General features: G+C 66.5%; 10 protein-coding genes. 1 reads left to right on the top strand and 9 read right to left on the bottom strand.

Going from position 1 to position 13,303, the window contains the following annotated elements; all coding sequences use genetic code 11:
* Positions 1-238: 238 nt before the first annotated feature.
* The 8 genes from AC5FXY_RS16990 to AC5FXY_RS16955 form a co-directional block, all read right to left on the bottom strand.
* Entirely contained in the window at positions 239-1,747 is a 1,509-nt protein-coding gene (locus AC5FXY_RS16990) for an MBL fold metallo-hydrolase (RefSeq protein ID WP_493557902.1), read from the bottom strand.
* Positions 1,748-2,212: 465 nt separating this feature from the next.
* Positions 2,213-3,352, bottom strand: coding sequence for a hypothetical protein (locus AC5FXY_RS16985; protein ID WP_493557901.1), 1,140 nt, complete (start codon positions 3,350-3,352; stop codon positions 2,213-2,215).
* 414 nt (positions 3,353-3,766) lie between these two features.
* Positions 3,767-4,501 (bottom strand): LytR/AlgR family response regulator transcription factor, encoded by a 735-nt coding sequence (locus tag AC5FXY_RS16980; protein ID WP_493557900.1) that lies wholly within the window; start codon positions 4,499-4,501, stop codon positions 3,767-3,769.
* Positions 4,461-5,576, bottom strand: a complete 1,116-nt coding sequence (locus tag AC5FXY_RS16975) for a sensor histidine kinase (RefSeq protein ID WP_493557899.1) — start codon at positions 5,574-5,576, stop codon at positions 4,461-4,463. Before AC5FXY_RS16975 ends, AC5FXY_RS16980 begins: the two co-directional genes overlap by 41 nt.
* 50 nt (positions 5,577-5,626) lie before the next feature.
* Positions 5,627-6,067: a hypothetical protein gene (locus AC5FXY_RS16970; RefSeq protein WP_493557898.1), complete on the bottom strand. Its 441-nt coding sequence runs from the start codon at positions 6,065-6,067 to the stop codon at positions 5,627-5,629.
* Positions 6,052-6,252, bottom strand: a complete 201-nt coding sequence (locus tag AC5FXY_RS16965) for a hypothetical protein (protein WP_493557897.1) — start codon at positions 6,250-6,252, stop codon at positions 6,052-6,054. Before AC5FXY_RS16965 ends, AC5FXY_RS16970 begins: the two co-directional genes overlap by 16 nt.
* Positions 6,253-6,634: 382 nt before the next feature.
* The gene (locus AC5FXY_RS16960; protein ID WP_493557896.1) at positions 6,635-6,838 is read right to left on the bottom strand and encodes a PID-CTERM protein-sorting domain-containing protein; all 204 of its coding nucleotides are present in this window, start codon (positions 6,836-6,838) and stop codon (positions 6,635-6,637) included.
* Positions 6,839-6,918: 80 nt separating this feature from the next.
* The gene (locus AC5FXY_RS16955) at positions 6,919-9,018 is read right to left on the bottom strand and encodes a T9SS type A sorting domain-containing protein (protein ID WP_493557895.1); all 2,100 of its coding nucleotides are present in this window, start codon (positions 9,016-9,018) and stop codon (positions 6,919-6,921) included.
* A gap of 425 nt (positions 9,019-9,443) precedes the next feature.
* On the opposite strand from AC5FXY_RS16955, the gene AC5FXY_RS16950 reads away from it, so the two are divergent.
* Complete coding sequence (locus tag AC5FXY_RS16950; RefSeq protein ID WP_493557894.1) at positions 9,444-10,133, top strand: response regulator; 690 nt, start codon at positions 9,444-9,446, stop codon at positions 10,131-10,133.
* A gap of 63 nt (positions 10,134-10,196) precedes the next feature.
* On the opposite strand, the gene AC5FXY_RS16945 is transcribed toward AC5FXY_RS16950, so the two are convergent.
* Complete coding sequence (locus AC5FXY_RS16945) at positions 10,197-13,286, bottom strand: sensor histidine kinase (RefSeq protein WP_493557893.1); 3,090 nt, start codon at positions 13,284-13,286, stop codon at positions 10,197-10,199.
* Between the last annotated feature and the right edge of the window lie 17 nt (positions 13,287-13,303).

Here is a 13,303-nt window from a genome sequence, read left to right as displayed (position 1 = left end):
TGACGACCGAAACGGACCGGAGTTCTGCAACCGCCATTAGGGCTTTCTTTCCCGGGTAAGACGCTTCAGCGCAAACTTCCTTGGCGGTCAAAAACAGACCGTAGGTAATCCCGGATTGATTTCAGGTATCAGGCCATACGGCGGCAACCCGGCCGCCGTGGGTAGGGCTTGCTCATGCCCAGGTGAATCTTGCAGACCGCTCGCTTTGGAGCTGCTTTACGAGGAGCGCGTTGGGCGGCTAACGGCTGAGCTGCTCGCGCAGCAGGGCCGGCGTAATGTTGTTGGAGCCGTGGTGACCAATCATGCGCGTGAAGCGCAGCCCCTGCCGCTTCAGGTAGCGGTTCAACTCGTGCGTAACGGGTAGCGCCGGCCCCATAATTCCTTCTTCCGGCAAGGTGAGCAGGTCGCCCTGGTAGATCAGCTGCTCTTTGGGGAAATACACCAGGGCCATGCCTTCCGCGTGGGAGTTTTTGACCTCGTGAAACTCAATCACATGGTGCGCGTCGCCCCAGACCAGCTTGCCATGGACGGCCACCAACGGCGGCTGGGCAGCGGGTGAGGCCCCGGCAGCCCGAGGGGCAGCCGGGGGAAGCGGCAGTTGATGTACGCGGTGGCTGGTGGCCGGCGTGGCAATGAGGGTGGCGCCCTGGCCCAGCACCGGCGGGATGCCCAGGGTGTGGTCGGCGTGGAAATGGGTGGCAAACACGTAACGCACGGGCTTGCCGGGCAGCGTGCGGTGAATGTGGTCCAGGACCTGCTGGGCCACCGCCGGGGCCAGCGGCGGGTCGAGCACCAGCACGCTGCTGTCGAGGCTTACGAACAGCACGTTGCGGGCCCCGCCCACGTGGTCAATCAGGTAAATGTCGGGGGCCAGCTGGCTGACCTGCGAGGCCGGGGCGGGGCCACCGAGCTTGTAGCCGGCTGGCAGCGGCAGGCGGGCTTCGTCGAACGGCTGGTCGGTGCGCAACTCGCGGATGGTTTCGCGGGAGAACAGCGCGTCGCCGCGCAGCACGCGGGTTTGGGTAGCCGTCCAGAGCCCGCCCGGCACGGGGCGGTAGTTCTCGTAGAAGCGCTCCTCGGTCACCGGGCCGGTGGGCAGCGCCAGCAAGGTAGCCACCGACATCAGCCGTTTGGTGGCCTCGTCGAAGTAGTAGCGGGTCGGTTGGGGCTGGCCCCGGCGGAAGCGCTGCAGCACCAGCTGCCGGCGCCCGCCGCGCTGCACGGGCAGCGCCGCGGCCAGGGAGTCGGTGGTCGCTGCCAGGTCGCGCACGGCGAAGTAGGGCAGGTCCTGGGCCAGCGCGGCCAGGCTGGCGGTAACGGCCGCTGGCCCCTGGCGGCTTGCAGCGCGGCCCTGGCGGGTGCCGTCGGCGTCGTACACGTACAGCACGGAGTCATTGCCGGCCAGAAAGAAGTGAAAGTGGTAGCCGCCGGAGAAGTACGAGTGCAAATCGGCCCACAGCTTGCGGCGGGCCAGGTCGACGCCGCGGGTGGCCCTGACTGGTACGGGGGTGGCCTTGTAAGGGGAGAAGCTCTGCCAGGGGTCGAAGCGCAGGCCCTGGCTGCGGTAGGTCAGGGTTTGCACCTTGGCCCAGCCGCCGTAGGCCGCCAGGGCGGCTTGCACCAGCGCGGGCGGTGCGGGTTCGCTTCCTGAATGGGGAGCCGGTAATTGGGCCGCGGCGCGACAGCTGGCGGCGCCGATCAGTAACAGGGCCGCCAGGTAGCGGCGGAAAAAGCAGAGACGAAGCATGCCCAAACCTAGCGGCTGGCGCAGACCGGCGGCGGCTTATTCGCCGGGGGGCCGGCGCTGCCGGCCCGATAGCCGCGCGGGCCTCCCCAAGGCCGTTCGTCGTGGCTTAAGGCATTAGGCAAGCAGGTTGATGAGCGAGGGCAAAAGCTAAACGGGCGGGTTAATGCCCCGGCCGGCACGGCGTGTTTTGACCTTTTTAACTCCCTTACGAGGCAAGCCAAAGCCCGCATTTCGGTATGCCGCGCCGGCCTGAACGCGGTTTTTCCTCAACGCATGGCTCCCGGTAGCCCGCACTTGGCCGGAGCCCTGAGTTGGTACCGTGGCCCTGCTCGGCGTGCGGCGGCCTCTCTTGTGTTCCTGTCCTTTCAGGAGGAAAACAGCTTTGGGCCGCGGCCTGCGCCAGCAAACCGGTCCCACCGGGCTGCGCCCTGCTGAGATGCTCGTCAACCCTTTCCGGTGCGCGGTCTACTTGCGGGGCGCTCGTTTTCGCGACGGGGCTCGGGGTGGGGGCTTGGGCGCATCTTCCGGAGTGACGGCTTTTTTTGGCGCGCCGGCGGGCGCGGCCGGCTGGGGCAAGCGAGCCAGGCCGGTTAACTGCCGCAGATTCGTGCCATCGGCCTCGATCACGTACAGCTTGTGCTGGCCGGTCAGGTCGGTGTAAAAAGCAATGCGGCGCGAGTCGGGCGACCAGGCGCATTCGTAGCTAATAAACCCCGGGGCGGTAAGCGGTACCGGCTGGCCCGCGCCTTCCACCCGAGCAACGAATAACCGCCCCTTGGTGCCGTAAACAAACCGGCCGCCGTCGGGGGCCACTTCCACGTACCCATAAGACTCGGGCCGGGCGAATAAGCGCCGCTGCGCGCCCGTCTCCGGGTGCACGGCCCACGGCCCGGGCTGGGCGCCGATGGTTCCTCCGTGAATGACTTCGCCCGCCGGCGTCCAGCTGGCGTGGGAATCGTTACCGGGCAGCGTGGTGATGCGCCGGGTACCGGATCCGTCGGCGCGGGCCACGTAGATTTCGCCGTTGCCGTCGCGCCCCGAATCGAAAGCCACGTAACGGCCGTCGGGGGACCAGGCCGGGTGCCGGGCAAAGTACGCCGTGGTGTCCTGGCCGCGCGCGAGCAAAACCCGCTCGTCGGTGCCGTCGGGCCGGATGGTGTACAGGTTGAACACGCGTCCGCGGTCCGAGTCGAACACGATGCGTCCGTCAGGCGACCAGTGCGGGTGGGTGCTGTTGCCGCCCCCCGTCGGCAACCGCCGCTCGTCGGTACCGTCGGCATTCATGAGGTACAGCTCCCCCGCACCGCTGCGCCAGCTCTCGAAAACGAGCTGCCGGCCATCGGGCGACCAGGCCGGATTCAGGTTGATGAACGCTGATTCGGCCGCAGGAACCCGGCTTGGCAGCCCGCCGGTCGGCTCAGCAGCGGCAGTGCCTTGTTTTGCCCGAGGTGACAACGCCCCTGCCGGGTACTTCCGGCAGCTTACTGCCCAAGTCTGATGGGCCTGGCGGCTGCCCAGCGCTACTGGTGTTGTTGGACTTTCAGGAAATGAGGAAGCGACCAGCAGGTGGGCCGCCAAGCCAGAAATGGTAAATGCTTTTCTCATGGACATCTCGCTTTTCAACGATTGGTTTGTCGCTGGGCTTGGCACCGTGCTGCTCGTACCCGGTGGGGAAGGGGCGCGCGTGGTTAAGCCTTTTCGGAAGGGGGTTGGAGCATGCGTACCTGGCCAGGCAGCTGAAAGGGAAAGCACCAAAGCGGGAGACCGGACGCTAGGTACCTAAGTCGGGTTCAGCCGGCGGCCTACTGGCTGCAGTACCTGCGAAAGGTGCGGGCATACGCCGGTCGCCTTCGTGGAACAAATGAGCGCGGCGGCTGAGCGCATTCACGGACTTAGAGCTCCCCGCCGGGATGCCTACAGCCAGTGCACGGGCCCCAGGTTTACGCTTTTACCTGCCGCCGGCTGGGCCTGTGGCGGGGCGGTGAGCTTACTGCCTGCTTGTCACTGGCGTTGCTCAGCTCAGCCGCCGAGGGGCTCCAGGCGTCGGAACACGTCCTGTTTGTAGCTTTTCCCAATCGGTATTTCTCTGGCGCCAATCCGCACCTGCCCGTGGCTGAATCCGGAAATCTTGTCCTTGGCGACGATAAAGGAGCGGTGCACCCGCACGAAGGCGTGCTCGGGCAGCTTCGCCTCCATAATGGTGATGCGCTGGTAGGTAACAAGAGACGTATTGAGGGTTTGAATCTTAACGTAGTCCTTGAGACTCTCAATCCAGAGAATGTCGCGCAGGTACACCTTCACCATTTCCTTGTCGACCTTGAAGTACATGTAAGGCTCCGCCGCAGGTGCCGGAGCCGGCACACTGGTCGGAGGGACCGGCAACTGGTGGCGGGCAAGCACCCGGCCCACGGCGCGCAGAAAGCGCTCCAGCGACACGGGTTTGACCAGGTAATCGACTACTTCCAGCTCGAAGCCTTCCACGGCGTACTCGCGGTAAGCGGTGGTGAGAACGACGGCCGGCGGCGCGGCCAGGGCGCGCAGAAACTGCAGGCCGGTAAGCTGCGGCATCTGAATGTCGAGAAACAGCAGGTCGACGGGCTGGCGCTGCAGGGCCGTAAAGGCGTCGAGGGCGTGGTGGCAGATGCCCACGAGCTCCAGCTCAGGCAGCGTGGCAACGTAGCCGGCCAGCAGCTCGGCGGCCAGCGGCTCGTCGTCAACGACCAAGCACTTCAGCTTGCGAAGCGGGCTGCTCATGGGCGGGGGAGGGGGAATGAGGATCGGGCCGAAGCTTAAGCACTACCAGGAAACTGTCGGCGTCGCGGAGCAGGCGCAGGTCGTAGCGGCCGGCCCCGTACAGGATGTCGAGACGCTTGCGCACGTTCTCCACGCCCAGGCCGCCGCGAAAGCGGTCGGTGGCGGGGGAGGGCGCGGCTTCGGGCAGGCTGTTTTCAATCTTGACGTGCAGCCACCCGTTGACTTCCGCCACGTCAAGGCGCAGCCAGCAGGGGCCGGTTTGCTGGCTCAGGCCGTGCTTGAAGGCGTTTTCCACGAAGGGCAGCAGCGTAAGCGAGGGAATCTGCCAGTGGCCGGGGGCGTCGTAGGTGAGCAGGGCCACGTCGAGGCGGGGGCCGTAGCGCACCTGCTCCAGCGCGATGTAGTTGCGGATGTAGTCCAGTTCCTTGTCCAGGCTGAGCCAGGCCTGCTGGCTGTCGTAGAGCATGTACTCGAGCAGGGCCGACAGCCGGAAAATCATGCCGGCCGTGTGGGGCGAGTCTTTCTGCGCCAGCGCGTAGAGGTTGTTGATGGTGTTGAAGATGAAGTGCGGCTGCACCTGCGACTTGAGCAAGCTCAGCTCGGCCTGCCGCATGGCGGCTTCCAGCTCCTGGCTGCGCTGCTGCTGCCGGGCCCAGCGCCGCCCGAAGTAAAACATCAGCACAAAGCACACATTGAAGGTGATGTTGCCGATGTAAATGGCCAGGCCCGAGACCGTAAATATTTCGGTGTGCAGGCCCGCCGGTGGGCTGGGCATGGGCGCAATGATGAGGTAATGGTTTAGCGTGCGCATGAGCACGGCCGCCAGCACGATGGCCCCGCCGGTAGCGGCCGCGAAGGCGGTGCGGCGGCCCCGGTCGAGCAGGCGCGGCAGCAGCCCGAGCAGCACGCCGTACACCGTGAGCATGAGCACGGCCACCCGCACCGTGACGTATTTCAGCTCCAGCACGTAGTCCCGCTCACCGGTAAGCACGCCCTGCTTGAACAGCCACTCGTAGAGGAAAAACAAGCCCCAGGCAAGCAAGTGGAGGCCAACAACGTGCAGGGGCTTTTTCATGATAGCGGCAAAGAAATAGGCGCCCGGCCAGGCGCTGGCGCACCGGAGTTCTACCCTAAAAATAGCGTATTCGCTTCGGGCCCGGGCGGCCGCGGGGTTTGTTTTCGCCCGACGGCCGGCTTTTTCGACGAACGGCCCCTGAGCACGACGAACGATCCTGGAGCGGGGCGCGATGTCCCCGTGGTCTTTCGGGGTAGGGGAGGGGACGGGATGTACGTTAACAGCAAGGACAACCGCGGGAAGGGCAGTGTCATCGACTGAATGAAGAACCGGATGAACTGGGGGCGCATTGTTGGCATCCGCTTAAAGCCCGGGTGCAACGTGTGGCAGGCCGTGATCTCCAGCTCGTGCTCAGCCACCTCGATCAGGGTGTTCAGCGCTAAAATGAGCAGGTTCGTATCCTGCAGCAGCTGTGTTAGTTCCTGGTTGCGCTGCTGCACTGCTTGAACGTCTTGTTTCTGGGTGCGGGTTATGATCAGCGCAACGAACAAGCCGGTCTGGATCTTACGCTGGACTGACCCACCCAATTAAGCAGCGTGAACCCGTTGTGAATGTCCAGATCCGCCGTGACGTGGCGGGGATCTTCCCCGCCGATGAGGATACGGAAGGCGGCGGTTTCCTTCAGCTGCTCGCTGTACTGGAAGCGTTGCAGCAGGTTGCGGATGAGGTCTTGCATATGGACAGTTTTGAGGAAAAACTGTCAACTCATTCCAGGACAAGACAGTTTGGTAATGGGTGGCAAAGGTTTGCGAGGCCTCGTAGTTCAGCGCCCAGTTCTCAAACAGTTGCGATGGAGCTTCCACAAAATCTTGCTTCACATTGAAGCCCGCTTGCATGCCAGGTCGGCCGTGGTCAAGAGTCAGGGGCGGCCCGCGGGCATCGCTGGAATTTCTGATGACCGCCAGCACTGCCCGGTGCGCACTCATCTGCCACAAACGCTTCCCGGATCACTTCGCTCCGATAACGAAATCAGTTGCTTTCACATTTAAGACCGGAAATAAACACAAACGCTACCCCAACAGGAGTAGCGTTTGGGCAGCCGTTAGCTTAGCCACTAACTAGCGTGAGCGGTGTTTGTGCAAGCGGCGAAGGGCATAGGCTGCTCCTCCTGCCAGTAGCAAGGAGGCGCCGCCGTCGATGGGTACGGCCGTGGGGGCGGGATTGTCGGGCTGCGGGCCACCCGACCCCGGCCCCTGGGCGTGGGTTCGGTAAGCAACCAGTAGAAGCAAGCCAACCGCGGAAAGGTATTTGAGCAGGTGCATCAGGAGTAGAAGAATAAATACATGGGAACAGCCGGGCACCGTGTGCGCCGGATGAGGTGGGAGCACACGGGGCAGGGCCTTTATTGGCGCACCAGGTGCTTGGTCACGGCGCCTTGCGGCGTGGTCAGGCGCAGCTGGTACACGCCTGCGGGCAGGGCCTGCACGTTCAGCTGGGTTTCGGTGGCGGGCAGCACGCGGCGCATCACTACCTGGCCTACGCTGTTGAGCACGCTTACTTCCGTGCTACCCCAGGTGCCCGGGCGCAGCAGGGTGAGCTGGCCGCTGGTCGGGTTGGGGAAGAGCTGCACCTGCTGGGCTGCCCGGGCCGCGGCGCCGGCCGTCACGCGGCTGCCGGCTTCGAGCCAGAAGCGGCCCGGGGCCGGGGTGGCGCTGAGTTGCGCGGTGTAGCTGCTGCCGGTGCTCAGCGGGGTGCGGGCGCCGGTCTGCTGGTCCACCAGCGTCAAGGTCAGGCCGGTGGGCAGGTTGGCTAAGTGCTCGGCCCGGAGGACGTAGGCGCCGGCGCGCGGCACCTGCACCGTGAGCGGAATCAGCGTGGCCGGGCCGAAAGCGGCGCGCCCGTCGATGGACATTTCCTGTCCGCCGCTGGCCACCGAGGCTATATTCAGGCCCGTGGTGTTTGGCAGCTTCAGGGCGTCGAACTCGGCGTCAGCCGCGTCGGTGGCGCCGGCTTCGGCGTACACGGTCAGCGCGTCGCTGAGGCCCTGGCCGCCGAGCTGCAGGGTGAGCTGCGGGCGCGGGTCGTTGCCGCGGCGCACGGGAGCCGGCTGGTTGTAGTCGGTGACGCGGTTGGCGTTGGTGAAGGTAATCGAGCCGCTGGTCTGCCCGCTGCTGACGCGCATAAAGAAGGCCTGGGCCGTGCCGATGATGGGGTTGCCGAAGCCGTTGACGTAGGTGCGGTACTGCCCGCCGAACTGCGAGGTGCTTTCAAACACGTAGTAAGCGGCATCCACGTTGATGCGCTGGCTGCTTTGCACGGTGCTAAAGTCCAGCGGCGAGGCGTAGGGGTTGCCGACGAAGTTCCAGCCCGCGTCGGCGGCCGTGGCCCCGCTGTTCCGGCTCATCGCAATGGCGCCCTGTCCCTGCGCCAGCGAACCGGTGAAGCTGAGCGTGCTGGCCCCGGGCAGCTGCACGGTGTAGCCCGCCAGCGCCAGCTGCATGGATTCACCGGGAGTAGAGGGCGCTATCCAGCCCCGGTCGAAGGCGGAGAGCGTGGTGGCAGGCGAGGTAATCAGGCGGGCCTGGTCGTAGCGGAACACGCTGGGGAAGGGTGTCACCGTGGTCGGGTTGGCCGAGCTGTTGTAGGCGGAGTTCAGCACCGGGGCCGTGCCACCCGAGCCCAGGCTGGCTATGGTCTGGCCCGTGGTAGGCGCCGCAATGTGGCGGTAGCCCAGGCCTGGGTTCAGGCTCGGGTTGATGTAGCGCTGCACCGTTACGTTGCCCGATACCGTGCCGCCGGCATTCACCAGTAGGGCCGTGCCCGAAGCATCCGAGAGCAGCGTCAGCGGGTAGGTGGTAAAAATGCCGGTCGAGAGCGTGCCGCTGATCAGGCGCAACGTTTGGCGGATGCTGACGGCCTTACTCATAATAAGCCGGCGGCTGGCCGGCACGCGCACCTCCAGGCTGCGCACCACGGCGGGCAGCCCGTCGCCGGTGCCCGGGTCGAAGGAGGCGTTGTTGCTGGCGTACACGTACGTGGCATCCGAGGCGTAGGAGCGGACGCCGGTGCCGCGGAACACGCCGGCGCTGGGGTTGGGGCCGGGGTAATTCCAGATGCCGGCCACGGAGGTGATGACCAGCTTGGCCCCGTCGGCGATGGTGATGGTGCCCGGACCGCTCACGTAGTTGTTGATGTCGCCGTCCTGTAGCTCACCGCCGGATTGCACCACCAGGCTCGCGTTGACGGTAACCTGGCCGCCCAGCACCGCCACGCCCGTGCCGGTGATGGTAATGTTGTCATAGGTGCCAGCTGGTATGCTGACGGGATTGGCGGACGTGCCCGTGTTGACGGTAAGGTCAGCTGCTACCAATAAAGAGGAGCTGGTGGCAACGCCCGGGGCCGCGTTGGTACGCGCCTGAGCGGTTAAGGTCAGGCCCAGCGAGAGGCCTAGGGCCAGGGCCCGGCGGGTGGTGGACGAAGCAAAAAGTAGTGGTGTGTGCATGCGAAAAGAACAGTAGAAAATAACCTGAGGGAACAGTGTCGCTGCCAAGCGGTGCAACCAGGGACAAAGCTCACGGTCGGCTGGCGCCGGTACCAACTCGTGGATGTCCCCATTTTTGAGGACACGCGTTCAATAAGCCGCAAAGACCTGAAGCGGGGTTGGACGCACCTGGCTGCGGGCTTTGGGTATGGTTCATTCCCGCAGGCACACCGGCGCCGCGTCGGCTGGCTTGCAGTAATCGGGTTGAAGGCGATAACCACGTCGCCCGTGTAGCTTTCCCGGCGCGTTGCCGCCACGGCACAAAGCACATCGGTGCGCCGTGGCAACCTTGTTCCGCCGCGTCCTCATTTCTGATGACACGGAGCACTGCACCTGGTATTTTTACTAATTAGAACTTCGCGCACCGATTCACCCTGATTCCCCCTATGCCCTCGTCTGCCAGTATCTCTCCACTTGGGGCCGCCGTACCGACGCCTCCTGCCGGGCCTTTACGCTTGGCCCTCGTCGAGGACGACGCCACGGTGCGCCAGCTGCTGCACCAGTACCTAAGCCGCTGTCCCGAGTTCGAGTGCATTGCCGTGGCTGACAGCATCGAAGCGTTGTGGATCGAGTTGGCCGATAGTCTGACGCCGCAGCTGCTGTTGCTGGACTTACATCTGCCCGGGCAAAGCGGGCTTGAGGCCCTGCCGCGCCTGCTGCAGCGCTGGCCCGCGCTGGGCGTGCTGGTGCAAACCACCAACGACGCGGCGGACGTCATCTACCAGGCCCTGCGCCTGGGGGCGCGCGGGTACGTGGTAAAAAGCGCGACGCCGCTGCCCGCTTACCGGCAGGCCCTGCTGGACGTGGCGGCCGGCGGGGCGGTAATGAGCCCCTCGGTGGCGCGCAAGATGCTGGAATACTTCACGCCCGTGCCTTCACGGGAGGTCTCCTTGCTTAGCGAGCGGGAGCGGCAGGTGCTCGAGGCGCTGGTGGCGGGCCTGACGGAAAAGCAAACCGCCGCCCAACTGGGCTTGAGCCCAGCCACCGTGCGCACCTACGTGGTCCGATTGTATGAAAAGCTGCGCGTGGCCAATAAGGGCGAACTACTGGCCCGGGCTGCGCAGGGCCGTCTGTAACGCAGGGGGGCGAGTCACCGCGCCTGCCGGTGAAATCCAGCAGCTTGCTACGTGCCGGCTTTGCTACGCGGCCAAGGGCCGGGGCACGCGCAGGCGCACGAGCCAGCCGCCATCGGCGGTGGCGCCGCAGGTTTCCAGGTGGCCGCGCAACTGCTGGGCGCGGGCAGCCATGTTGCGCAAGCCCTGCCCGGCGCGGGCTTGCATTCCGGGCAGGGCAGCATGGCCGTCTGCCGGGCCGTCCTGGTGCAGCTCCAGCAGCAGCTCTTCGACCGATACCACCAGCCGCAGGTGCAGCGCCGCGCCGGGAGGAGCGTGTTTGAGGGCGTTGGTCAGGGCTTCGCGCCCGATCAGGTAGGTGTGCTGGCGCACGTCGGGGCGCAGGCGCGCCGCCTCGGGAAACGCGGCCGGTAGCCGTTCAAACCGGGCGGGGCGCCCCGCAGCTCGCCCGCTTTGGCTTAGCAGGTCGAGCAGGCGGTCGGCCAGGGCTCCGGCCGTATCGGCGGCCGTGTCCACGCTCCAGATCAGGTCGCGCACGGTGGCCGCGGCCGAGCGGCTTTCCGTCAGCAGTTCGTCGAGCAGCTGCGGCTCGGGCAACTCGCGCACCAGCTCGGCGCGCAGCGTGACGCGGGTGAGCAGGTTGCCGACTTCGTCGTGCAGGTCGGCGGCCAGCCGGGCGCGCAGCTGCTGCTCGCTCAGGCGCCGGGCGGCCTGCGTGCGCTGCCACCCGTACACGCCGGCGCCCACCAGCCCGGCCAGCAGTACCGCCCCCAGCGCCCACGTGGTCGGGCGGCGCAGCCAGGGCACGCGCACCACCAGCGGGAGCTGCAACAGGGCCGTGGGGGTGCCAGCGGCCGTTTCCCCGCGTACCTGCAGCGTATAGGTGCCGGACGCTACGTTCTGCAGGCGCAAGGTGCCGGTAGCCCCAAGCGACAACCAGCGGGGAAGCGGCTGATCGGCCGAAACAAGCCGGTAAGAAAATTGGCCCTGGGAGCCGGGTGCGTAATCAGCCAGCGACAAGTCCAGGTCCACAAATGCGTCGCCGGGGTTTAGCGTCAGGTTCAGCGGCTGCCCCGGAAGCGGGTAGCGCGTGGCCATGACGCCCCGGGCCGCGTGGTGCTGCCGCACGGCTGCCAGCAGTACCTGCGGGCGGGCATCGGCCCTGTGCAAGCCGGCCCGCCGCGGTTCAACCCGGCTAACGCCGCCCACGCCCCCCGCGTACAAGTGGCCGGTGGCGGCTTCGTACCACAGCGACTGGCGGTTCAGCTCCTCGGCGGCCAACCCGTCGGCGGCCGTAAGCGTCCGCAATCGGTGGGTGGCCGGCTCATAGCGCACCAAGCCGCGATACGTACCCAGCCACAGGCCGCGCCGGTCGGTGGGCAGGCGGGTGAGCGAAGCTACCGACTCGCTCGGCAGACCCTGGGCGAGGGACAGCTGATGACGCAGGCCCAGGCGCGGGTTGAGCAGCAGCAGGCCCTGGTCGAAGGTGCCCAGCCACAGGCTGTCGGGGTGGGTCAGCAGCAGGCAGCGCACATCGGCAGTGGGCAAACGACGCGGGCCCGGCTCGCCGGGGCCGTAGCGAAGCAACTGACCGGTCGCCACGGTCAGCCGGTACAGGCCCTGCGCCGTGGCCACCCACAATACGCCGGCTGGTCCTTCCGCCAGGGCCTCAATGCGGCGCTGGTGGAGCACAAACGCCGTGTCGGCCTCCCGGTAGCGGCGTACCTGACCGCGCGCCACGTCAATTTCAAAAAGCCCGGCCACGGTGCCGCCCCAGGTGCGGCCGGCAGCGTCGCGAAGCAAACACAGACCGTTGGTTTCATAGAGGCTGGGGTGCCTGCCTACCCAGGGCAAGCGGGTCTGCCGGCCCCGGTCCCACACATCGAAGTGGCCCAGCTCGTTGGCCACCAGCAGGCGCCTGCCGGGCAGCGGCAGGGTAGCAAACCACACACCAGCTTGGCGGGTGGAAGCCAGGTGCTGCAAGCGCGCCAGCGGCGAATCGGCGGGTTGGGTGAAGAGTCCTTCGTAGGTGCTGACGAACAGCCGCCCATCGGGCAGGCGGCCAATGGCGCGCGTGCTCAACGCCTGCGGCGGGGCCACAGGCAGCGGCTCGGCCACTTGTTCGTCCGGGGCCACGCGGATAGCGCCCGGCCCGTCGCGGCGAAAGCCCAGCAGCGCCGGTCGGCCGGGCAGCGGCACCAGCACCAGCTCGCGGCCGAAGGCGAGCGGGGTTCGTCGGCACCGCACCACGGGGGCAGCGGTAGCGCGCAGGCCCCGCAGGGACACACTCAGCAGTTGCTCGCCGGCCGACCAGAACCAGGTGCTGTCCTGCTCGACGACTTGCAGCACGGGCGGTACCTTGAAATCGGGCAGCGGCCACCTCTGGACGCGGCGCGGGGCGCGGCCAGCCCGGCAGTCGTACAGCCCATCGAAGGCCACTTGCCAGCGGCCCCCGGTACCGGGCAGCGGCAGGCGGTTGCCGTGCCCGACCCACCGCCGGTGCCCGGTGGCGGTGGTAAACACGCCGTGGTAGGGTTGCGGCTGCGGCAAGTAACGCCACCGGCCGTTTAGAGCCGGCTCCCAACGCTCCTGCAGTCCCAGTACCAGCCAGCGGCCCAGCGAGTCGTAGGCAAAGTCCTGCACGTAGCCGCGGGAATGCCGCAGAACCGACTTCAGCCGCTGGCCGGGATGGCGCAGGTCCAAGCGCAAAACCGTGAGGGGGTCCGTGTCAATACCCACCCATAGGGCGCCGGCGTGCTGTCCCAGGGCCGTGACGCCATTGCGGGTAGTCCGGCGCGTGGGCAACGGTATCGGCTGGAGTTGGCCCGTGGCCGGGCGAAAGGCAAACAGCCCAGCCCGGCCGCCAAACCAGACGGTGCCGGTCGAATCGAGCAATACCGACTGCAAGGGCTGTGAGCCGAGGCGGGGCCCGGAGGAACTGAGCGCCTGCAGTGGTACCAGCCGCCGCCCGTCATAGCGGAAGGCGCCACGGTCGGTGGCCAGCCACACCCAGCCGCTGGGGTCCGGAGCGGCTGCCCAGACGACAATGCCTTTCAGGAGCGGATCCAAGGCGAGGCGCTGGGCCTGTGCCGAAACAAAAGCGAAGAACAGCAGCAGTCCGATTAATAAGCGTTGCGGCAGACGCGCATTCTTCACAGCAGAGCGATATTATC

The sequence above is a fragment of the Hymenobacter sp. FMD4 genome (assembly GCF_058932745.1).
The sequence above is the reverse complement of the archived record's forward strand: the minus strand, read 5'-3'. Positions and strand labels throughout refer to the sequence as shown.